Genomic DNA, 20,523 nt, shown 5'->3' on the forward strand with positions numbered 1-20,523 from the left:
GGAAGGATCTTCACCAGCAATGGCCGACGAGAACACTCCGCAGACTCCTGAGACCGAAGGCGGCGAGACCGTCCTGCGCGTCGAGCCCGTCGGGCTCGAGACGGAGATGCAGCGCTCGTACCTGGACTACGCGATGTCCGTCATCGTGTCCCGTGCGCTGCCCGACGTCCGGGACGGCCTCAAGCCCGTCCACCGCCGCGTGCTGTACGCGATGTACGACGGCGGCTACCGCCCCGAGCGCGGCTTCTACAAGTGCGCCCGTGTCGTCGGCGACGTCATGGGCAACTACCACCCGCACGGCGACTCCTCGATCTACGACGCGCTGGTGCGCCTCGCCCAGCCGTGGTCGATGCGGATGCCGCTGGTGGACTCCAACGGCAACTTCGGCTCTCCGGGCAACGACCCGGCGGCGGCCATGCGCTACACCGAGTGCAAGATGGCGCCGCTGTCGATGGAGATGGTCCGCGACATCGACGAGGAGACCGTCGACTTCACGGACAACTACGACGGCCGCTCCCAGGAGCCGACCGTCCTGCCCTCCCGTTTCCCGAACCTGCTGATCAACGGCTCGGCCGGTATCGCGGTCGGCATGGCGACCAACATCCCGCCGCACAACCTGCGCGAGGTCGCGGCCGGCGCCCAGTGGTACCTGGAGAACCCGGAGGCCTCGCACGAGGAGCTCCTGGACGCCCTGATCGAGCGCATCAAGGGCCCGGACTTCCCGACCGGCGCCCTGGTGGTGGGCCGCAAGGGCATCGAGGAGGCCTACCGCACCGGCCGCGGCTCCATCACGATGCGCGCGGTGGTCGAGGTCGAGGAGATCCAGAACCGCCAGTGCCTGGTGGTCACCGAGCTGCCGTACCAGGTGAACCCGGACAACCTGGCGCAGAAGATCGCCGACCTGGTGAAGGACGGCAAGATCGGCGGCATCGCGGACGTCCGCGACGAGACGTCGTCCCGTACGGGTCAGCGCCTGGTGATCGTCCTCAAGCGGGACGCGGTCGCCAAGGTCGTCCTGAACAACCTGTACAAGCACACCGACCTGCAGACGAACTTCGGCGCCAACATGCTGGCGCTGGTCGACGGCGTGCCGCGCACCCTCTCCCTGGACGCGTTCATCCGCCACTGGGTGACGCACCAGATCGAGGTCATCGTCCGCCGTACGCGCTTCCGCCTGCGCAAGGCGGAGGAGCGCGCGCACATCCTCCGGGGTCTCCTCAAGGCCCTGGACGCGATCGACGAGGTCATCGCACTGATCCGGCGCAGTGACACCGTCGAGATCGCGCGCAGCGGCCTGATGGACCTCCTGGAGATCGACGAGATCCAGGCCAACGCGATCCTCGAGATGCAGCTGCGGCGCCTGGCGGCCCTGGAGCGGCAGAAGATCGTCCAGGAGCACGACGAACTCCAGGCGAAGATCACCGAGTACAACGCGATCCTCGCCTCCCCGGTCCGCCAGCGCGGGATCGTCAGCGAGGAGCTGGCCGCGATCGTCGAGAAGTACGGCGACGACCGCGCGACCAAGCTGATCCCGTACGAGGGCGACATGTCCATCGAGGACCTGATCGCCGAGGAGGACATCGTCGTCACCGTCACGCGCGGCGGCTACGTCAAGCGGACGAAGACGGACGACTACCGGGCGCAGAAGCGCGGCGGCAAGGGCGTGCGTGGTACGAAGCTGAAGGAAGACGACATCGTCGACCACTTCTTCGTCTCCACCACGCACCACTGGCTGCTGTTCTTCACCAACAAGGGCCGGGTGTACCGGGCGAAGGCGTACGAGCTTCCGGACGCCGGCCGGGACGCGCGCGGGCAGCACGTGGCGAACCTGCTCGCCTTCCAGCCGGACGAGGCGATCGCCGAGATCCTCGCGATCCGCGACTACGAGGCGGCGCCGTACCTGGTCCTGGCCACGAAGGCCGGTCTGGTCAAGAAGACGCCTCTGAAGGATTACGATTCGCCCCGTTCCGGCGGTGTGATCGCGATCAACCTGCGCGAGCGCGAGGACGGCTCGGACGACGAGCTGATCGGCGCCGAGCTGGTCTCGGCCGATGACGATCTGCTTCTGATCAGCAAGAAGGCCCAGTCGATCAGGTTCACCGCTTCGGACGACACCCTGCGCCCGATGGGCCGAGCCACCTCCGGCGTCAAGGGGATGAGCTTCCGCGAGAGCGACGAGCTCCTCTCGATGAATGTTGTTCGACCCGGTACGTTCGTGTTCACTGCGACGGACGGCGGGTACGCGAAGCGGACCGCTGTCGACGAGTACCGCGTCCAGGGTCGCGGCGGCCTCGGCATCAAGGCCGCCAAGATCGTGGAGGACCGCGGTTCTCTCGTCGGCGCGCTGATTGTCGAGGAGAACGACGAGATCCTCGCGATCACGCTCGGCGGCGGTGTGATTCGTACGCGAGTCAACGAGGTCAGGGAGACGGGCCGTGACACCATGGGCGTCCAACTGATCAACCTGGGCAAGCGCGATGCCGTGGTCGGTATCGCACGCAACGCCGAGGCGGGACGCGAGGCGGAGGAAGTCGACGGCGACGTGGCCGTGGACGAGACCGCCGAGGGTGCCGCGACCACCGGCACGGACGAGGGTGAGGCGCCCTCGGCCGAGTAGCACGAGGAGTGAGTCATCGTGAGCGGAGCCACGGGCGCCGGATCGGCCGGTACCTCTACGGGTACGGGAGCGGACGGCGGCGGCCGTGGCTCCGCCGCGCATGCGGCGGACCCGCACACGACCCAGCTGCGCAAGATCGAGGCGGGCCCGGCCGCCTCGCCTTCGCCCGACACGCATGGATCCCAGGGGGGAACTGTGACGGACACCCGAGGCCCGCAGACCCAGCAGGGCCCGGCCGAGGGGCAGCCGGCGTCCCCGCTGCCCGGCGAGCGGCGCTCCGAACAGCCCGCCGGGCCCTACCACCCGCCGCAGGCCTATCCGGCGCAGCCCCCGACCGGCGCCGTACGCCGGCCGCGCACGGGCGCGAAGACCGCCCCGCGCACCCGCAAGGCCCGGCTGCGCGTCGCCAAGGCCGATCCGTGGTCGGTCATGAAGGTCAGCTTCCTGCTCTCCATCGCGCTCGGCATCTGCACGATCGTCGCCTCGGCGGTGCTGTGGATGGTCATGGACGCGATGGGCGTGTTCTCGACGGTCGGCGGCACGATCTCGGAGGCGACCGGCTCCAACGAGGCGAACGGCTTCGACCTCCAGGCCTTCCTCTCGCTCCCGCACGTGCTGATGTTCACGACGATCATCGCGGTGATCGACGTCGTCCTCGCGACGGCGCTGGCCACCCTCGGCGCGTTCATCTACAACCTCTCCGCGGGCTTCGTCGGCGGCGTCGAGCTGACGCTGGCGGAGGACGAGTGACCCCACCTGCCGGGCTCTCCTGACAGTCCCCCGACAACCGATTTTGGGACTGCCCCCCTCGTGCGCTAATCTTCAGGAGTCAGCGCGCGGGACACACACCGCAGAGCGCGGCGGGGCTATAGCTCAGTTGGTTAGAGCGCATCCCTGATAAGGATGAGGCCACAGGTTCAAATCCTGTTAGCCCCACAGTATGAAGACCCCCAGTCCGGATGGATCGGGGGTCTTCGGCATGGGGGGACCGTCACCGTCGGCGCGGGCTCGGCCTCGGCGGCGGACGGGGACTACACCTTCAAGTACTTCGACTACGGTGGCGGCTCGTTCGGTGTCGCGGCCTACCACGACGGCAGCTATGCCGGCCTGGCCCAATGGCAGGCCGACCCCTTCGGCGACGACCCGGGTGACGCCGTGCGGGCGATCGACAGCCTCGCGGACGGCTGGGGGGGCGGAGGCCATCATCCAGAACCCCGACCGCGTCGCGACGACGCGAGGGCACGAGGCCCGGTACACCAGCCCCTGGAAGACCGGCGACCTGAAGGAAGGCACGCCGATCAAGATGCGGCTGTGCATGGTCAAGGGGCTCAATGCGACCTGCTCGCCCTACTACTCCGGCCACGCGTAGGCAGGCTGGGCTCCTCCGGCCCCAAGCGGGGCCGGGGGATTCCGCTTCACGGCACGAAAAAAGGCCCGACCGCTGGCGACGGGGGATGCACCAGCGATCGGGCTATGGCCAAGGGTAACAAGGTTGTGGGGTCTAGGGGAGGCAACAGCCCTGTTCGTTTGGGGAGTTGGCTGATCTTGTTCGGTCAGTCGGCGCACGGGGGGTCGTAGGAGAGGCGGGGGAGGTACTCGTGCCACTTCTGCGGGGTCAGGACGCCCGTGGTCACCGCGCAGATGTGCCGGATGGCCTCGTCCGCGTCGAGGCGCCACAGGCGGACCGTGTCGGAGCCGCTGGACACCCCGAGGACGTGGCTGTTGGGGCTGAAGGACAGGAAGTTGCCCGTCTTGGCGTAGGGGCTCATCGACTGGCCGATGGGCGTGGCCGAGGACGGGTCGGTGACGTTCCACAGGCGGACCGTGTTGTCGTTGCCGCCGCTCGCCAGAGTATGGCCGGATTCGGTGAACGTCAGCGACGTGACCGCCTCGGTGTGGCCGGTGAGCGGGGAGCCCAGCGGGTGCGCCGTGCCGGGGTCGGTGACGTCCCAGAGCCGTACGGTGTCGTCGTCGCTGCCGCTGGCCAGGGTGTGGCCGTCGGGGCTGTAGGCGAGGGCGTTGACGGGGCCGGAGTGCTCGGTGAGGGGATGGCCGATCCCGGTGACGTGGCGGGGGTCGGTCACGTTCCACAGCCGGATGGTGAGGTCCGCGCTGCCGCTGGCGAGCGTGTGCCCGTCCCGGCTGAAGGCGAGCGCGTTGACGTAGCCCCGGTGGCCGGTGAGCGGCTTGCCGAGCGGGACGGCACGGGAGGGATCGCTGACGTTCCACAGCTGGATGGTGCGGTCGTCGTAGGCGGTGGCCAGGATGCGGCCGTCGGGGCTGTAGGCCATGGAGCCGGGGCCCGAGAAGCGGGTGTGCAGGGTGAGGTGCGGCCTGGCCAGGACCGGGCGGGCCGGGTCGGTGACGTTCCACAGGTACAGCTCCCGGTACCTGGTCCGTACGGCGAGGGTGCGGCCGTCGGGGGAGAACACCATCGTGCGCTGGTTGCCGTCCGCGGGCATGAAGGGTGCGCTCAGGGACACGGGCCGGCCGGGCGCCGCCACGTTCCACAGCCGGATCCTGCCGTCGCGCGCGGCCGTGGCGAGCACCTTCCCGTCGGGGCGGAAGGCCCCGTTGCGGCCGATCATGTCCTGCGTCGGTACCGACCACAGGCGGACCTTGCTGTCCCCGCTGCCGGTGGCGAGGGTGCGGCCGTCGGGGCTGAACCCCAGGGCGTACATCTCGCCGCTGCCGCCCACGAGCGGCTCGCCGACCTGCGAGGCGGAGGCCGGATCGCCGACGTTCCACAAACTCGCCGTGCTGTCCGCGCTGGCCGCGGCGAGCCGGGCGCCGTCGGGGCTGAAGGCCACGGACCAGATGGGGCCGGTGTGCCCGGTGAGCGGGGAGCCGATCGGGGCCGCGTGCGCGGGGTCGGACACCTTCCACAGCCGGATGGTGTCGTCGGCGCTGCCGCTGGCGAGCGTGCGCCCGTCGGGGCTGAAGGCCACCGAGTGCACGATGTCCGTGTGGCCGGTCAGCACCGTGGGCAGGGGCTTCGGGTGCCGCGGATCGGCCGTGTTCCACAGCCGGACGGTGGCGTCGTCGCCGCCCGCCGCGAGCGTGTGCCCGTCGGGGCTGAACACCACACAGCGCACCGCCGCCGTGTGGCCGGTGAGCGGTGAGCCGAGCGGTGCCGCGTGCGAGGCGTCGGCGACGTTCCACAGGCGCACCGTGCGGTCCTCGCTCGCGGAGGCCAGCGTGCGGCCGTCCGGGCTGAAGGCGACCAGGTAGATCGTGCCCTTGTGGCCGGTCAGCGGCTTGCCGAGCGGGGACGGGTGGGCGGGGTCGGTCACGTCCCACAGCCGGATCGTGCCGTCGTCGCCGGCGCTGGCCAGGGTGTGCCCGTCCGGGCTGAAGACCGCGCTGCTCACCCAGCTCGTGTGGCCGGTCAGGGGCTTGCCGAGCGGCTTGGGGTGGGCCCGGTCGGCCACGTTCCACAGGCGGACGGTCCGGTCGTAGCTGGCCGTGGCCAGGGTCTTGCCGTCGGGGCTGAAGGAGGTGAGGTAGACGGCGCCGGTGTGGCCGAGCAGCGGGGTGGCCAGCGGCGCGTTCACGATCGAGATCAGCCGGCTGTACGTCCCCTCGTCGTCGGGCCGCAGATGGTGGGCCACCAGGTCGAGCTGGGCGGCCAGCGAGGGATCCGTGTGCTGGACGCGGTCGGCCTCGGCGAGCACCTGCTCGAACACGGCGTCGTCCCGCTGCTGCCACGCGACCACCGCCGAACCGGCGGCGAGCACGGCGAGCACGACGAGCGCGGCCACGGCACCGCGGCTGATCAGGACCGTACGCTTGCGCAGCCGCACCGAGGCGGCCAGGAACTGCACCGCGCTGCGGGTCAGATAGGTGTCCCCGGCGGACTTCGCCCAGCTGCGGGCCTGCTCCAGACGGGAGCCGCGGTACAGCAGCGAGCTGTCCCGGTTCGAGGCCTCCCAGGCGTGGCCGTCCTCCTCCAGCCGCTGGCGCAGCAGATGGTCGCCCCGGTCCTCGTCGATCCAGTGGCGCAGCCGCGGCCAGGCGTGGAGCAGCGCCTCATGGGTGATCTCCACGGTCTCCGCGTCCAGCGTCACCAGCCGGGCGCGCACCAGCGCCTCCAGCGACTCCTCCGTCTTGCCGGGGTCCGCCGACTCCTGCGCCAGCTGGCGTCGCGTCCCGCGCCGGCGGGTGGCCTGGGTGTCCTCGCCCAGCCGGACGAGCCGCAGCAGGAGCAGCCGGGCGGCCGACCGGGCGGCTGGGTCGAGGCTGGACCAGGCGCGCTCGGCGGTCGCCGCGACCGCGCCCTGGATGCCGCCGGCCGCGCGGTAGCCGGCCAGGGTCAGCCGCCCCGACTTGCGGCGCTGCCAGGTGGCGAGCAGGGCGTGGGAGAGGAGCGGGAGCACTCCGGAGTCGTGCGCGCCGCGCGGGCCGTCGGCGCTCACCTCCCGCACGATCAGCTCGGCCAGGCCCGGTTCGAGCTCCAGCCCCACGGCCTTGGCGGGGCCGGTCACGGCCTCGCGCAGCTCGGCGGTGGTCAGCGGTCCCAGCACCATGTGCCGGTGCTGGAGCGCGTCGGCCAGCTCCGGGTAGACCAGGCACTGCTCGTAGAAGTCGGCGCGGATGCCGAGGACCACGAGGACGGGGCCGGACGAGGCCGCGGACGAGGTGCAGGCCGCGTGCAGGAACTGGAGGAAGGTACGGCGGTCGGCCTCGTCGGAGCAGAGCGTGAACGTCTCTTCGAACTGGTCGACGATGATGACCGCGCGAGGAGGGGAGTCACGGACCCGCACGCCGGCCGGGGGCGCGTCCGGCGACGGACCCGAGGAGGCGTCGGAGGACCTTTCCCCGTGTGCCCACGCCGTGACCGCCTCCCGTACCGCGTCGGCGAAATGCGGCGCATCGGAGCCGGGCGCGGCCGGGTTCACGGCCGCCTCCTCCTCGGCCGCGCGGGCCCGGGCGGCGAGGGCGGCGAGTTCCGGCATGCGGCGGGTCAGCTCGCCGAGCGGATCGGCCCCCGGCACGAGCTGGAGCACCGTGCTCGGCCCGTCGCCGCCGTCCCCGAGGGCGCCGCCCTGCAGCGCGGGCACCAGACCGGCGTTCAGCAGGGACGACTTTCCGGCGCCCGAGGCGCCGACGAGCATGATCAGCCCGCCCGTCTTCTCGGCCGCGCGCAGCTGGGTCACGAGCGCCTCGGTGCTCCGCTCGCGGCCGAAGAACCACCGGGCGTCCTCCTGGCGGTAGGGGGCCAGGCCCCGGTAGGGGCACACGCCGCCGGCGACGGGCGGGTCCTGGGCGGGCGGCCGCCGGTCCTCCTCGGCCGACGCGGCGGGGCGGTCGCCGGCCGGGTCGGCCAGCGCGTACTCCCACAGCCGCTGCCACTGGGCGAGGTCGTACAGGCCGGCGGAGACCGGAACGGGCCGTGCGCGCCGCGCCTCCGGGATCAGGATCTGCAGGACGGCGGCGAGGGCGGCGAAGTGGGCCGGTACGTTCTTGGCCCGCCGCCAGTCGCTGATGCGCTGGGCGGACACCCGCACGGGCCGCCCGCGCTCGTCCACCCGCTGGAGCCGTACGACCGCTTCGGACACGCTCTTGAGGGGAGGGTTGCCCGCCTCCTTGTACAGCAGAGCGAGCCGTTCGGCGAAGGCTGTGCGTGCCCCTGAGTCGGAACCCAAGGCCCCACCCCTTACTCCCCCCGTATCTGGACGTCCGGACCGGAAAACTCACCCTATACGGCTGACCTGCGAAAAAGCCCTGGACCCGATGCCGGAACCTCCTCGCCGGGCACGCCACATGGCAGGATCGCGACGCGGTAGCCGGCTCATCACACACCGTCCGGACAGGCCAGCGGCTCAGCGCTCCACGACACGGCCCAAGGCGCCGCACGTTCTCGGTCAAACTTTCCGCCACCTCCATACGCGCCCGTACGCCGACACGGCACGGGTCGACGCCACCCGCTCCGTCCGGCACCGGTCCCCACGAGGGGAGGGACCGGTGCCGGACGGGCCGGTGACGATCGGATGCAAGGGCTCTAGGCGATCCACCCCGCCGCGTCGGCGGCGGCGACCGCGCGCCGTTCGGCCTCCTCGGCCGTGGCGTTCAGCGCCGCGTCCCGGCCCGGCTCCCTTCCGCCCGCCGCGGCTGCCGCGGCCTGGGAGGCGGCCAGCGCGGCGCGCAGGGCCGAGGCGGAGACGGCGCCGGTGTCCTGTGCCGCGGCCACCTGGGCCGCAAGCGCGGCCGCCGCTGCCGCGTTCCGGGCGCAGCGGGCGTCCGCCGCGGGATCCGGCGCGCTCGCGGCCAGGGCCTCGAGCGACCCGGCCGACAGCCGCAGTGCGCCCGCGGCCCTGCCTACGGGGCTCGTCGGCACGGGCTGGGCGGCGTCCTCGGTGATGCCGGCGTGCCGGCAGGTGGCGGCGGCGCGGTCGTACGCGCTGCGCGCGCGGTCGGCATGCATCCTTCTGAGAGCCGCCGCCGACACCGTCGTACCTGCCGCTGCCTCTTCGCGTCCGCTCATCTTCGGTCTCCCTCCGCCGGGACGGCACCGCATGCGCTGCCCGCCGCGGGTCCGGTGGTGTCCGCGGCCGGGCGCGGGCAGGGTGCCACGCCGGCCGCGAAGAGACCAGAAGCGCGCGGGAACCCGGTCGTACGGGCTGCAGGACGGGCCCTGGAAACCTGACGGACCGTCAGCTAAGGTCGGCGCGCCGGCTGTTCCCGAAGGGGTGAGTGCCATGGTGAAGCGTCCCGATTGTCCGCAACCTCCCGGTAGCCCGCGCTGGGTGGCGATGTTCTACCAGCCGTCCCGGGCCGCTTGGCGGGTGGGCGCGGAGTCCCCCGACCGAACTCCCGTGCTGTACGCCGTGGGAGACATGGCCCAGACGGTACGCGCGCGCGGGGACGACGTGACGGTCGCGCTGTGGGGCCCGCAGGACGGTGCCTGGCACCGGTTCGACACCCCGGCCGCCGCCACCCCGTCCGCGCCCGCGCCCGAAGCGTCCCCGCAGCGCTCCGGGGAACCGGTCAAGCTCGCCGAGCGCATGGCGGACCGCCGGCACCAGGTGCTCATGGCCGGCCTGAGCAAGGCGGGCCTGTACGACCTCTCCCCCGAGGACGCGGAGGCGGTGCGGGCAATGGTCGACCGGCTCGACGAACCCACGGTCCGCCGCCTCGCCCACTGGCTCTCCGCCGCAGGCCGGCCGTAGCGCGGCTGGTAAGCACCGGTTCGCCGTGCGGTCCACCGGGCAGTGACGTCCTGAGGTCAACCAAGGCTGGAGGGACGTATGAAGGTCTCCGTCGACCGCAGCGTGTGCTACGGCTCCGCCGAGTGCGCGCACCGGGCCCCGTCCGTGTTCGCGTTCGAGGACGGGTACGGCGTGGTCCGGCCCGGCCGGGAAGCGGCCGGGGACGATCCACAGGTGCGGGAAGCGGCCGAGAAGTGCCCCTCGCAGGCCGTCGTGATCAGCGAGTGACGTAAGGGGCGTCCCCGGCGGGGTAGGTCCACCCGAAGTCCGCCAGTGCTCGTGCCCTGGCCTCCACCACGGCCATGCGCGCCGCTCGCTCGGCCGGATCGATGTGCGCGGCCTGTCCGGTCGCCTGCCCCTCCCACTTGCGGTACAGGAGCCCCACCTCCGCGGAGAACCAGCCGCGGCTGACCGCGTTCAGCGCCAGCAGCAGGCCCGTGTCCTCGGAGGCCGGCAGGGCCATCCAGCCGCCCAGGGCCGTGAGCAGGTCCCGGCGGACGCAGAGCGTCGCCGGATGGACCGGGGCCCGGAACCCGTTCGCCGTCCAGAAGCCGAGGACGGCCCCGCGCTCGATCGGGCCGTCGTCCGGGTCGCCGGGGAAGCCGGCCGTGGAGCCGTCGGGCAGCAGATCCAGGACCCGGGAGGTCGTCCAGCCGATCGTGGGGTCCGCCTCCAGCACCGCCAGGTCGCGGGCGAGCGTGCCGGGCGGGAGCTGGTCGTCGGCGTCCAGGACCTTCACGTACGCCCCGTCGGCGTGGGCCAGCGCGATCGTGCGGGCGATGCCGGGCCCGCCGGAGCGGCCCTGACGGAAGCTCACCCGCTCGTCGTCCGGGACGTACGGGCGGACCTCGTCGGTGCTGCCGTCCTCCTGGATCACCCAGTCCCACTCCCAGCCGTCCGGAAGTCCCTGCTCGCGCAGGGACTTGTAGGCCTCGGGCAGGAAGCGGGCGGAGGGGGCGTGGACAGCGGTGACTACGGTGATGCGCCGGGGCACGGCGGCATTCACCACCTTTCCAGGGGAGTGGTGAAGAGCAGTTCCGTACGGTCGCCGGGCAGCACGACGTCGGAGACCTCCACGACCCGGCCGCGGGTGTCGTACGACGTCTTGCGGACCAGGATCACCGCCGTCCCGGCCGGCAGCTGAAGCTCCCGGGTCTCCTGCGGGGTCGGCAGACGCGCGGTGCAGCGTTCCTCGACGCGGTCGATCTCGATGCCCACGGTGGAGAGCTGGTGGTGGGTGCCGCCGGGCCAGGGCTCCCTGGACACGTCCAGGAGGCCGGGGCCGGCCGCCGCGAGGGCGTGCGGGAGGTAGGAGGTGACGAGGCTGAAGGGGGCCGTCTCCGCCGCGTACCGCGTCCGGTAGCTGCGTTCGAGGAGCGCCGTTCCCTCCCGTACGCCGAAGGCCTCGGCCAGCTCACCGGGCGCCTCGATCGTGCGGTAGTGCGCGGAGAAGACGAGCTCGTCCGGCAGCAGGCCGGTGTCGCGTTCCGTCACGCCGGTCGCGGCCCGGACCGCCGAGGGCTGCCGGGCGCGGTCCTTCTCCCACTGGTGCCGGCCGCTGTCGCGCACCACCCGGGCGCGCGGACGCCGTACGCACGTGTCGCGCCCGTGCTGCCTGCCGTCCGCGATCTCCTCGTAGGCCCTGGGCACCCGTCCAGGCTACGACTCCCGAAGGGGACCTGACGACTCGGTGGCCGAGCGCCCGGCCCCTGAACAGCGCAAGACCCCCGGCCGGGCCCGGCCGGGGGTCTGATTCCGTTCGACTGAGGGGTACGCAAGTCGCCGTCTGCCGAAACGTCTGCGTCCTAGGTGCTGACCAGGGTCAGCATTCGAGAGGTGGCGCGAGGTCGTTCGCCGTGTCCGTCCCGGCTTCCGTTCTCTCGGTGACGGAGCTGTGCCGGCAGCTGGGGGACTTTCCGTGGGCCTCGGCCCTGATGCGCTGCTTCATCGTGGGGGGCAGCAATCTGCCATGGGACCAGGCCCAGTGGCTCATCGCCGGGATCGTCGGCACCGTCTGCTCTTCGGTGGTGCCTCGCGGGCTCTCCGCCTGGGGAGCGGCCGTCGCAGTGGTGGCGGTGACGAGTCCGAGCGCCGTGCACAGCGCGAGGAAGACGGTGACGATGGCGGTCCACAGCTTCATGACCTTGTTCTCGGTCATGGCCCCTCACTTTCGGGTCGGGCGATTTGCGTACTTTGTTCATGATGTGTATGGGGGTCGAGAAGTGGTGGACCGACGCCCGCGGCGCGTCGATGTTCCGATGAACACCACCCGGATGGGCGCAAGCGGGTCGGAAAACCCTCAAAACCAGGTGAGGGTGAGCGAAGAGGGAGCAAAGTAACCGTGCGTGGGGGTGTGATCACCCTCCGATCGCAACGGTGCCGACCTGGTCTATTGCGCTCCCGGGGGCGGGAGTTGGGGCTCGACGCAGGTCACCGATCGATATCGGTCGGTGTGTATAGTCGGGCGCCAGAGGTCCCCTACGTCAAGGAAAGACGAGGTCGCGCGGTGAAGAAGCTGCTCCTGGTCGCACTGGCCGCCATCGGCGGTCTCCTCGTGTACCGCCAGATCCAGGCGGATCGCGCCGAGCAGGACCTGTGGACGGAGGCCACTGACTCCGTGCCCACGGGTTCGTGAGTACCGATCCAGAATCTGATCAGACCCCGGCCGCCTGCGCGGTCGGGGTTTTGTGTTGTCCGGGGTCCCGTTCGGGTGTGCGGCGAGGCCTCGTGTTGCCCGTCCCCGACGGGTGGTGTACGCGTCTCCCCTCGGTGCCGGGCGGATGACTCCGGGCGTTTCGGACGGCCGTACGGATTCCCCGGATGGCGCAGGGACCCTCGGGGCAGGATGGGCCACGGCCGGATGCGCGGGTGCGGAGCGACTGGGGGTGGCAGGTGCGCGGGCGAGGGCGTACGACGTGGTGGCGCCGGGGCGGCCGGCCGGCGGGTGCCGGAGTCCGGGCCACGATCGTGACCGCCGTGCTGTGCACCGTGGCCGCCCTGCCGGGCGGGATCGCGGCCGGCGCCGAGCAGGGGACGTACGGATTCGCGCCGGGCGCCCAGGAGGTCACCGGTGCGGCGGGCACCACGGACGCCCCGCGGCTGGAGCCCGGCCGGACCTACCGCAGCTCCCTCCCCGGGAAGGGCAAGCTCTCCTACCGCCTCGACCTCCCCGCGACGACCACGACGTACATCCCCGTCACCGCCGTACCCCCCGCCGACGCCACCGTCTCCTCCACCGACGGCATCAGCGTCTCGGTCCAGGACGCGAGCGGCAGCTCCTGCTCCTACGCCGCCGCACGCATCGGCGCCGCCCTCAGCCCCCGTCCGGTCACGGCCCTGGGACGGCGCGAAACCGGGCGGACCGTGTGCCAGGGGGCGGGGACGTACTACGTCCAGGTGGAACGCCTCGACTCCGGTACGGCGGAGTCGGCACAGCGCTGGGACCTGGAGATCAAGCCCGTCACGGAACCGCGCCTGGCCGAGGCCGGACCCACCACCGCGCCCCAGACCTGGGACTCCGCCTCCCCCGAGCCCCTCGCCGGCGCCCCACGTGACCGGCCCGGCGGCGCCGGCTTCGCCCAGGCCGGTCCGCTGGGCCAAGGGGTCTGGCGCACCGCCGCCGCACCCGGCCAGACCCTCTTCTACAAGGTCCCGCTCGACTGGGGCCGTCGGCTGCACGCCGTCGCCGAACTGGGCAGCTCCCCGAACGGCCACGGCTTTGTCGGGGGCGCCGTGAACCTCTCGCTCTACAACCCGGTCCGCGGATACGTCGACGACGTCTCCCTCGGGTACACCGGCACCCAGAAGTCCGCCGCCCTCGACCCGCTGCCGCCCGTGGAGTACCGCAACCGGTACGCCGTCCCCACCGCGCAGAACGCGATGCGCTTCGCCGGGAACTACTACCTGGTCGTGCACCTCAGCAAGCAGATGGCCGACTCGTTCGGGCAGGGGCCCTTCGGGGTCACGCTGCGGGTACGGGTCGACGGGCAGGCGCACGGCGGGCCCGGGTACGCCGGGCGGCCCGAACCGGACGACGTCTTCACGGTCACCGCGCAGGACCGGGCGGCGGCGATCACCGGGAGCACCGGGGGCGGCGGTGCCGCCGGGATGAAGGTGCTCGCGGTGGGCGGGATCGGTGCGGGGACCGCGCTGCTGGTGGTGCTGGGCGTGTGGACGGTCGCGGCCCGGCGGGCCCGGACGTAGGCGGGCGCGGGTCGGACGCGGCTCATGTGTCGCTCTGCTCCGTGGCTCAGACGCGGGTCATGTGTCGCTCTGCTCCGTGGCTCAGACGCGGGTCAGCGCCCAGAAGCCCACGGCGTAGCAGGCCAGTGCCAGGAGCAGGACCGGGATCGCCACCTTTGCCGGTGGGCCCGGGCGGCGGGGCGCGCGGCGGGCCCGGCGGCCGTGTGCGCGGGCTGGCTCCCTCGGCCGCGGGGGAGCCGGAACCTGCGGGTCCTGGGCGGTGTACGCAGCGGTGGAGGCATCGATGCGCGGCTGCGCTTCCGGTACCGGGGGCGGAGGAGCTGGTGGGACGGGGTACGCGCTGCGCTGTTCCGGTTGCGGCCGCTGAGGGCTCGGGGTCGGCTGCGGGGGCGGGAGGTGGAAGCTTCCGGTGTCCGACATCGAGGGAAGCGCGGAGTGCTGCGGCCCGCTGCCGGTCAAGCGGGGGTCGAGAGCCGGCCTCGCGCCGCTCCCTGTGCTGTCGGGGTCGGTGTCGGTGTCGGTGGCCGACTGTGTTTCCCGTACCCGTATCCCGGAGGCCCGCTGGAGCGGGCCGTCGGGGCCGAACCCGGGTGGCAGCGGCCCGAGTTGGTCGAAGATCTCGATCAGCTCGTCGTCGGGGCCGGGCTCCGGCAGGAGTTCCGCGGCGGAGGCGAGCGCCTTGCGGGCCCCCGTGGCGGTGCGGAACCGGGCCGCCGGGTCGGGCTGGAGCAGGGTGGCGACGACCTGCCAGAGCGGCTCGGGGACGCCCTTGGGCGGTCCGGGCGTCCCGTGCTCCATGAAGTACTGCACGAGCGCCTTGGCGTCGGGCTTGGCACCCTCGAGCAGATACAGGGCGACCAGGCCCACGGCGAACAGGTCGGCGGGGTAGTCCGGTTCGGCGCCCAGCAGCTGTTCGGGCGCCAGATAACCGGGCGTGCCCACCACGAGGTTGGTCTCCGTCAGACGGGGCTCGCCGAACCGCATGGCGATGCCGAAGTCGGACAGCCTGAGGCGCGGCCGGCCGGTGCCGGTGGCCTCGAGCAGCACGTTCGCGGGCTTGATGTCGCGGTGGACGACACCTTCCGCGTGCACCGCGGCGAGACCCGACAGGAGCTGGTCGAGGAGGGTGCACACGAACGCGGGCGGCAGCGGGCCGTAGTCGCCGACGAGGTGGACCAGCGAACCGCCCCCGACCAGGTCCATGGTGAACAGGACCTTGTCGTCGTCGGCGGCCCAGCTGGCCGGGGCGAGGACATGGGGGTGGTCGATGCGCAGGGCCTGTTCCCGTACGAAGCGCAGCAGCGAGTGGGCGTCGCGCTGCTGGAGCACCTTGGCCGCCACATAGCGTCGCCGCCGGTGGTCCCAGGCACGCCAGACGGCACCCACGCCGCCACGTCCGATCGGGTCGGCCAGCTCGTACCGGCCGGCGAAGACCTCACCCATGACAGTCCGCCGCTCCTCCCCCCTAGCCCCTCGTCTCCCCCGCCGGCGGGTCGCCCCCGTGCCCTGCGCACCTTCCCCGGGCCCGGCCCCGGACCCCCTCCGGGAACCGGGCCCCAGGGGTCAGTTCTGGTGCGCCTGGTAGTGCGCGACGGCGTCGGAGGTGCGGCCGGCGCCGTAGACCCGGAGGAACTCTGCCAGTTCGGGGTGGCTCGGGGCGAGGGAGTCGGCGGCATCGATGATGTCGCCGGCGGCCGCCACCGAGCGCAGCAGCGACTGGATCTCGCGCACCACGCGCTTGACCGTCGGCGCTCCCGAACTGTTCGTCGTCTGCGTGGTGTTGCTGAGCACGGATCCCCCCTGGGACTTCTTGATCTCGTCCATGCGGTCGGTCGCCTCGGCCGCGCTGACGCTGCCGTCCGCGACCTGGGCCGCCAGGTCCTGCAGCAGCTGCACACGCTGGACCACGGCGGGATTGCCGATCTTGGCGCGCTGCCCGCTCATCAGCTGCGACAGCATCGGAGCCGACAGGCCCAGCACCGCCGCGAGCCGGGCCTGGTTGAGCCCGAGATCGTCGATGAGCTTACGGAAGAGCGCCCCCAACGGCTCTCCGTACCAGTTCCGCTGAAGCTCCCGCGCTCTCGCGGTGGCTTCCTGCTGTGCGGCGTCCATTGCGTCTCCCCATCGCTTCCCCAAATAACCGCGGTTCGCTGTAGCGAACCACGTCGAGCATCTTACGGAGAGTGGTCATCCGCGGGGACCCCCAATCTTTTTGCGGGATCGGGGGGGTGACCCGGTACTCTGGTCTGCGGCGCCCGCCGGAACGCGAGATCTCCGGCCGACGCTTCCCTTCCCGGGGCCTTAGCTCAGTTGGTAGAGCGCCGTCTTTGCATGGCGGATGTCAGGGGTTCGACTCCCCTAGGCTCCACCCGTGAAATGCCCTCTGACCTGCGGAAACGCAGTTTCGGAGGGCATTTTTTGTGCCCATCGGTAGGCACAACGGTGCCCGCTGGAGGTGGGGGGAGGTCTTGAATCCCAAGGGGAAAGGGGTGTCGGAGGGGACTTCGGCGAACAGCCTGCTTGCGTGTAGACGTGGCCGTATACTTGCTTCATGTCCGATGCCATGATCCGAGTGCCATCCGAGGTGCGAGACCGTCTCGCGGTCATCGCGGAGTCCCGGGGTACATCGATCCGCTCGCTGGTGCAGGAGTTCGCGGAGACGACGCTCACGGATGAGGAACGGCGTGAGCGTGCGGAGCGGACACGCGCCTACCTGGCGGAGCATTTCGGTGTCGAGGTGAGTGACGAGGAGAGCGCGGCGATGGGCCGCAAGCTGCGCGATGCCTTCGGGGGGCAGCAGGGCGCCACCGCGTGATCCAGCACCACCTCGTCCTGGACGCACCCACGCTGCTTGCCTTGCCGGGGAACCGGCAGGTGTCCGCGCTGGTCCACCGGGCCCACTTCGAGCCGGAGACCCGGCTGTGGGCTCCGGTGCTGTCGATTCTCGAAGCGGACGCGGAGCAGCTGGGGATCGCTGAGCACATCGGTCAGCTCGACGTCATCCACACGGTCGACCTCGACTATCCGGCCATGCTCACCGTCGCGCAACTGCGCCGTGACGGTGTCCCGTCCGGGATCGCTGCTGCCGTCCATGCCGTGCGGCATCTTCCCGAGTGGGGTGCAGACGCGCTGGTCGCCACGGTGGCGCCGAAGGCGTACGAGGGGCGGGGTGTGCCCTTCCTCGACCTCAACCGCTGAGTCGGCGGCGGTGCCTTCGAAGCCGTACCTGATGATTCCGACGATGCCCGGTGGCCGGGAACTCCCGTGCCGCCGGGCATCGTCGTGCCGTGTGTGCCGTGCAAGCCGCCGCGCCAGGCAACCGTCCCCTTCGGGGAGTCGCCGCGCGTGGGACCCGTGTGTCAGGGAGACCGCGGGTTGAGGCGGCTCCGTGTGTCAGCAGGCCCGCGCCCAGAGAAGCCGCCGTCTCGGAAGGCCCGTGGGTCAGGAAACTCGTGTCTCCTGGCGCCCCCGTCTCACGAAGCCCGTGCCGAGCGTGCCGCGCGGGTCACCTCCGGTAGCGGGTCCGCGCGGCGGGCCAAGTCCAGCAGAGCGCGTAGGGACTGTTCCGCCGGGCCCAGGCGGGGGCGCCACTGGGCCACGATGCTGACCGGGCGGATCCGCTCGGCCAGCCGCAGCTCGACCAGTTCGCCCTCCTCCAGCTCCCGCGTGACCGCCAGTTCGGGCAGCAGTGAGACCCCGTGCCCGTGTCCCGTCAGCCGCAGCAGCGCGGACAGCGACCCCTGGATCATGGCCAGTTGGGCCCCCTCCAGCAGATCCCGCCCGAAGCGGTCCATCAGCATCTCCGAGGTGCAGCCCGGCTCGGCCACCAGGAAGTCGTACGCCAGCATCTGCTCGGGCGTCACCAGTTCCTGCCGCGCCAGTGGATGGCTCGGCGCGGCCACCAGGACCGTCCGGTCGTGCCCGACGACCGCGTGCGGCCCGAGCGCCCGCACTCCGTTGTCGTACTGGAAGACAAGGTCCAACTCACCTGCCCCGAAGGACCGTTCGAGCGTGCTCCGGTTGGCCACCGTGAGCTCGACGTCCGCTCCAGCGCCCGCTTCGGTGTCCGCCCCGCCCGCGCCGTGCTCCAGCGCCGCCAGCACATCGGGCATCCACACATGCGCCAGCGACTCCTGCGCCCCGATCCTGAGCCGGGGCCGGTCGCCGCGCGCGGCTCGCCGCATCCGCTCCTCCAGCTCCAACGCCTCGCGCGCGTGCGGCAGCAGCCGCTCCCCGGCCTCCGTCAGCACCGCGCCCGCACTGGAGCGCACCAGGACGGCCACGCCGAGATCCGCCTCCAGCCGTTTCAACTGGGCGCTCACACTGGACTGTGCGTATCCCAGCGCCTGCGCGGCGGCGGAGATCCCACCCTGGTCGGCGACGGCGACGAGGGCACGCAGATAGCGAGAATCCACCTGACCAGCATAACCACCCATCGGACTTTCCGATGGCCTCATCGGACTTACGGCGTCGCAGCCCCTCTTGCCGCTGGGCCACGCTGCCCGCATGACCACTGCTGACAGCCTCTCCCCTGCCACCGGCACGGCCGCTCCCCCCACCCCGGCCCGTTCCCGTCTCACCTTCGCGGGCATCGCGGCCGGAAACCTGCTCGTCCTGCTCGACACCTCGATCCTCAACGTCGCGGTCCCCGACGTCCAGAAGTCCCTCCACCCGGCCGCCGCGGCGCTGCCCTGGGCCGTCGACGCGTACACCGTCGTCTTCGCGGGACTGCTGCTCGCCGGCGGTGTGATCGCCGACCGCTGGGGCGCCCGGCGCGTGTACGCCTCCGCGCTCGGCCTGTTCGCCGTGCTCTCCGCGGTCTGCGCCGCCGCCCCCAACGTCGGCGCGCTGATCGGCGGTCGGGTGCTGCTCGGCGCCGCGGGCGCGGGCCTGGTCCCGGCCTCGCTGGCGCTGCTCATCCACCTCAACCCCGATCCCGCCCGCCGCACCCGGGCCATCGGCGCCTGGACGGCGCTCAGCGGCCTCGGCGCCGCGGCCGGGCCCGTGCTCGGCGGTGTCCTGGTCGAACTGGGCGGCTGGCGGCTGGTGTTCCTGGTGAACCCGCCCATCGCGCTCGCCGCTTTGCTGATCGCGCGCCGTCTGCCGGTTCCTCCGGTACGGGCCACCCGGGCCCTGGACCGCCCGGGACTGCTGCTGTCCACGCTGGGCCTCGGCCTGCTCACCTTCGGCCTGGTCGAGTCCGGCATCGAGGGCCGGGGCTCCCTGCGCGCCGTGGTCCCGATCGTGGCCGCGCTGCTGGCCTTCGCCGTCCTGGCGTTCGTGGAGCGGCGCGTGGCCTCCCCGGTCCTGCCGCCCGCGCTGCTTGCCCTGCCGAAGGTCCGGGCAGCCATGGTCGCGGCCGCGGTGTCGTGCTTCGCCTACTTCGGCGGTATGTACATGTTCGCCGTGTGGATGCAGCACACGTACTCGCTGACCCCGTTCAAGGCGGGCCTTGCCTGCTTTCCCATCGCCTTCCCGGTCTGCGTGATGCCCTTCTTCACCGGCCGCCTGGTGGCCGGTTACGGCCCCCGCCCGATCCTGCTGGCAGGCATGTCCGCCTCCGTCGTCTCCGGCATCCTGCTGGCCTTCTGCGCCGGCAGCCACCCGCCGCTCGCGCTGCTCATCGCCGCCGAGCTGACGCTCGCCGCGACCGGCACGCTCTCCATCCCGGGCGCCGCCGCCGCGATGGCCGTCTCGGCACCGCCGGAGTACGCCGCCACCAGCCAGGGCGCCCTCAACGGCATCCGCCAGGCGGGCTCGGCGCTCGGCGTCGCGGTCCTCGGCACGCTGGGCGCGCTGACGACGTCCGGGTACGTCCTCATCGGTATCGGCCTGCTGGCGGTGCTGCTGGTGGCACGGGCGACGCGGGCCGACGGCTGATGGTTGGCCCGGTCGGCGAGCTGATGCCGGCCATGAGCGCGACACGCATCGGGGGATGAGGGCTGAGGGGTGCGTGAGCGGGCCGACCGGACGCTCGCACAGTGGGCGCATCGAGTCGCGGCAGCCGGATCGAGCGGGATCGAGCGGGATCGAGCGGGACCGAGCGGGATTGGAACGGGTGGGAAAGTCCGAATGCGGTCGACGTCGGTGCGTTCGGCCGGGGGCAGGGGTGCGCCCACGCTGCGCCGGGCCGCGTCGGCCGCGCCGAGCAGCAGGGCCGTGCAGCCGGCGGCGGGCTCCGTGCCGTGCAGGGCTGCCGCGTCGGCCAGCCCCCACAGGGACAGCGCGAGGGCGCGTGGTTCGCCGAGGGCGCGGACCACCTCCAGGCCGCGCAGGTGGTGGGCCGCGGCTCGGTCGGCGTCGCCCCGCAGTTCGGCGACGAAGCCGCGCTCGGCCGGCAGCAGGTGGTCGCCCGCCGGCGAGGACACGTCGGCGTAGCCCCGACGTGCGTCGATGCGCGTACCCCGGGGCCCTCCACGCGTCACACCGCATCGGTGAACAACAGGGGCGTACCGTCCGGGAGTTCGCTCGCCGCGGTCGTCACCTCGTAAGGGT

At 72.2% G+C, this 20,523-nt stretch carries 19 protein-coding genes and 2 tRNA genes; 13 read left to right on the top strand and 8 right to left on the bottom strand.

Annotated elements, in window-relative coordinates; translation table 11 throughout:
• Nucleotides 1–19 precede the first annotated feature (19 nt).
• The 4 genes from gyrA to ACZ5DS_RS27905 all read left to right on the top strand — a co-directional run bounded on the left by gyrA (nucleotide 20) and on the right by ACZ5DS_RS27905 (nucleotide 3,986).
• Entirely contained in the window at nucleotides 20–2,617 is a 2,598-nt protein-coding gene (gyrA, locus tag ACZ5DS_RS27890) for a DNA gyrase subunit A (RefSeq protein WP_468243579.1), read from the top strand.
• An 18-nt stretch (nucleotides 2,618–2,635) separates the two neighbouring features.
• A complete protein-coding gene (locus ACZ5DS_RS27895) occupies nucleotides 2,636–3,367 on the top strand; it encodes a DUF3566 domain-containing protein (RefSeq protein ID WP_468243581.1) in 732 nt (243 codons plus the stop codon).
• A gap of 112 nt (nucleotides 3,368–3,479) precedes the next feature.
• A tRNA-Ile gene (locus ACZ5DS_RS27900) sits at nucleotides 3,480–3,553 on the top strand.
• Between the two features lie 163 nt (nucleotides 3,554–3,716).
• Nucleotides 3,717–3,986, top strand: coding sequence for a hypothetical protein (locus tag ACZ5DS_RS27905; RefSeq protein WP_468243583.1), 270 nt, complete (start codon nucleotides 3,717–3,719; stop codon nucleotides 3,984–3,986).
• 184 nt (nucleotides 3,987–4,170) lie between these two features.
• On the opposite strand, the gene ACZ5DS_RS27910 is transcribed toward ACZ5DS_RS27905, so the two are convergent.
• Both ACZ5DS_RS27910 and ACZ5DS_RS27915 read right to left on the bottom strand, forming a co-directional pair.
• A complete protein-coding gene (locus ACZ5DS_RS27910) occupies nucleotides 4,171–8,262 on the bottom strand; it encodes an nSTAND1 domain-containing NTPase (RefSeq protein WP_468243587.1) in 4,092 nt (1,363 codons plus the stop codon).
• A gap of 356 nt (nucleotides 8,263–8,618) precedes the next feature.
• On the bottom strand, nucleotides 8,619–9,101 hold the full coding sequence (locus ACZ5DS_RS27915) for a hypothetical protein (RefSeq protein WP_468243590.1): 483 nt from the start codon (nucleotides 9,099–9,101) through the stop codon (nucleotides 8,619–8,621).
• A 268-nt stretch (nucleotides 9,102–9,369) separates the two neighbouring features.
• Here ACZ5DS_RS27915 and ACZ5DS_RS27920 point away from each other — a divergent pair, with 268 nt between their 5' ends.
• Both ACZ5DS_RS27920 and ACZ5DS_RS27925 read left to right on the top strand, forming a co-directional pair.
• A complete protein-coding gene (locus ACZ5DS_RS27920; RefSeq protein WP_468243808.1) occupies nucleotides 9,370–9,786 on the top strand; it encodes a hypothetical protein in 417 nt (138 codons plus the stop codon).
• 78 nt (nucleotides 9,787–9,864) lie between these two features.
• Nucleotides 9,865–10,053 (top strand): ferredoxin, encoded by a 189-nt coding sequence (locus tag ACZ5DS_RS27925; RefSeq protein WP_468243592.1) that lies wholly within the window; start codon nucleotides 9,865–9,867, stop codon nucleotides 10,051–10,053.
• Here ACZ5DS_RS27925 and ACZ5DS_RS27930 read toward each other — a convergent pair.
• From ACZ5DS_RS27930 to ACZ5DS_RS27940, 3 genes are all read right to left on the bottom strand, one after another.
• Nucleotides 10,043–10,831: a glycosyltransferase family 2 protein gene (locus ACZ5DS_RS27930; protein WP_468243809.1), complete on the bottom strand. Its 789-nt coding sequence runs from the start codon at nucleotides 10,829–10,831 to the stop codon at nucleotides 10,043–10,045. The two genes, ACZ5DS_RS27925 and ACZ5DS_RS27930, sit on opposite strands and share 11 nt — an antisense overlap.
• The gene (locus ACZ5DS_RS27935) at nucleotides 10,828–11,475 is read right to left on the bottom strand and encodes a GntR family transcriptional regulator (RefSeq protein WP_468243595.1); all 648 of its coding nucleotides are present in this window, start codon (nucleotides 11,473–11,475) and stop codon (nucleotides 10,828–10,830) included. The genes ACZ5DS_RS27930 and ACZ5DS_RS27935 overlap by 4 nt, the downstream gene beginning before the upstream one ends.
• Nucleotides 11,476–11,647: 172 nt before the next feature.
• The gene (locus ACZ5DS_RS27940) at nucleotides 11,648–11,983 is read right to left on the bottom strand and encodes a DUF6344 domain-containing protein (RefSeq protein ID WP_468243597.1); all 336 of its coding nucleotides are present in this window, start codon (nucleotides 11,981–11,983) and stop codon (nucleotides 11,648–11,650) included.
• A gap of 348 nt (nucleotides 11,984–12,331) precedes the next feature.
• Between ACZ5DS_RS27940 and ACZ5DS_RS27945 the strand changes: the two genes are divergently transcribed.
• Complete coding sequence (locus ACZ5DS_RS27945; RefSeq protein ID WP_003999697.1) at nucleotides 12,332–12,460, top strand: DLW-39 family protein; 129 nt, start codon at nucleotides 12,332–12,334, stop codon at nucleotides 12,458–12,460.
• 332 nt (nucleotides 12,461–12,792) lie between these two features.
• Nucleotides 12,793–14,028 carry a hypothetical protein gene (locus tag ACZ5DS_RS27950; RefSeq protein ID WP_468243599.1) on the top strand — a complete coding sequence of 412 codons (1,236 nt, stop codon included), beginning with the start codon at nucleotides 12,793–12,795 and terminating at the stop codon, nucleotides 14,026–14,028.
• A gap of 81 nt (nucleotides 14,029–14,109) precedes the next feature.
• Here the strand turns inward: ACZ5DS_RS27950 and ACZ5DS_RS27955 are convergent, their stop codons facing one another.
• Together ACZ5DS_RS27955 and ACZ5DS_RS27960 are read right to left on the bottom strand one after the other, a co-directional pair.
• Nucleotides 14,110–15,471: a serine/threonine-protein kinase gene (locus ACZ5DS_RS27955; RefSeq protein ID WP_468243602.1), complete on the bottom strand. Its 1,362-nt coding sequence runs from the start codon at nucleotides 15,469–15,471 to the stop codon at nucleotides 14,110–14,112.
• A 120-nt stretch (nucleotides 15,472–15,591) separates the two neighbouring features.
• Nucleotides 15,592–16,140, bottom strand: a complete 549-nt coding sequence (locus tag ACZ5DS_RS27960; RefSeq protein WP_468243605.1) for a helix-turn-helix domain-containing protein — start codon at nucleotides 16,138–16,140, stop codon at nucleotides 15,592–15,594.
• 183 nt (nucleotides 16,141–16,323) lie between these two features.
• Between ACZ5DS_RS27960 and ACZ5DS_RS27965 the strand changes: the two genes are divergently transcribed.
• The 3 genes from ACZ5DS_RS27965 (at nucleotide 16,324) to ACZ5DS_RS27975 (ending at nucleotide 17,226) form a co-directional block, all read left to right on the top strand.
• Nucleotides 16,324–16,396, top strand: a tRNA-Ala gene (locus tag ACZ5DS_RS27965).
• 183 nt (nucleotides 16,397–16,579) lie between these two features.
• Nucleotides 16,580–16,843, top strand: a complete 264-nt coding sequence (locus tag ACZ5DS_RS27970) for a hypothetical protein (protein ID WP_468243607.1) — start codon at nucleotides 16,580–16,582, stop codon at nucleotides 16,841–16,843.
• On the top strand, nucleotides 16,840–17,226 hold the full coding sequence (locus ACZ5DS_RS27975) for a PIN domain-containing protein (RefSeq protein ID WP_468243609.1): 387 nt from the start codon (nucleotides 16,840–16,842) through the stop codon (nucleotides 17,224–17,226). Before ACZ5DS_RS27970 ends, ACZ5DS_RS27975 begins: the two co-directional genes overlap by 4 nt.
• Nucleotides 17,227–17,501: 275 nt before the next feature.
• Here the strand turns inward: ACZ5DS_RS27975 and ACZ5DS_RS27980 are convergent, their stop codons facing one another.
• Complete coding sequence (locus ACZ5DS_RS27980) at nucleotides 17,502–18,443, bottom strand: LysR family transcriptional regulator (protein ID WP_468243612.1); 942 nt, start codon at nucleotides 18,441–18,443, stop codon at nucleotides 17,502–17,504.
• Nucleotides 18,444–18,534: 91 nt separating this feature from the next.
• On the opposite strand from ACZ5DS_RS27980, the gene ACZ5DS_RS27985 reads away from it, so the two are divergent.
• On the top strand, nucleotides 18,535–19,908 hold the full coding sequence (locus tag ACZ5DS_RS27985; RefSeq protein ID WP_468243614.1) for an MFS transporter: 1,374 nt from the start codon (nucleotides 18,535–18,537) through the stop codon (nucleotides 19,906–19,908).
• A 305-nt stretch (nucleotides 19,909–20,213) separates the two neighbouring features.
• Nucleotides 20,214–20,519 (top strand): hypothetical protein, encoded by a 306-nt coding sequence (locus ACZ5DS_RS27990; RefSeq protein ID WP_468243617.1) that lies wholly within the window; start codon nucleotides 20,214–20,216, stop codon nucleotides 20,517–20,519.
• The last annotated feature ends 4 nt before the right edge of the window (nucleotides 20,520–20,523 follow it).

This window comes from Streptomyces sp. NPDC031100 (genome assembly GCF_055570785.1).

Coding starts and splice junctions, on each gene's coding strand:
- gyrA (WP_468243579.1), top strand. CDS start 20: ATGGCCGACGAGAACACTCCGCAGACTCCTGAGACCGAAGGCGGCGAG.
- ACZ5DS_RS27905 (WP_468243583.1), top strand. CDS start 3,717: ATGCCGGCCTGGCCCAATGGCAGGCCGACCCCTTCGGCGACGACCCGG.
- ACZ5DS_RS27915 (WP_468243590.1), bottom strand. CDS start 9,101: ATGAGCGGACGCGAAGAGGCAGCGGCAGGTACGACGGTGTCGGCGGCG.
- ACZ5DS_RS27920 (WP_468243808.1), top strand. CDS start 9,370: ATGTTCTACCAGCCGTCCCGGGCCGCTTGGCGGGTGGGCGCGGAGTCC.
- ACZ5DS_RS27925 (WP_468243592.1), top strand. CDS start 9,865: ATGAAGGTCTCCGTCGACCGCAGCGTGTGCTACGGCTCCGCCGAGTGC.
- ACZ5DS_RS27940 (WP_468243597.1), bottom strand. CDS start 11,983: ATGACCGAGAACAAGGTCATGAAGCTGTGGACCGCCATCGTCACCGTC.
- ACZ5DS_RS27955 (WP_468243602.1), bottom strand. CDS start 15,471: ATGGGTGAGGTCTTCGCCGGCCGGTACGAGCTGGCCGACCCGATCGGA.
- ACZ5DS_RS27960 (WP_468243605.1), bottom strand. CDS start 16,140: ATGGACGCCGCACAGCAGGAAGCCACCGCGAGAGCGCGGGAGCTTCAG.
- ACZ5DS_RS27970 (WP_468243607.1), top strand. CDS start 16,580: ATGTCCGATGCCATGATCCGAGTGCCATCCGAGGTGCGAGACCGTCTC.
- ACZ5DS_RS27985 (WP_468243614.1), top strand. CDS start 18,535: ATGACCACTGCTGACAGCCTCTCCCCTGCCACCGGCACGGCCGCTCCC.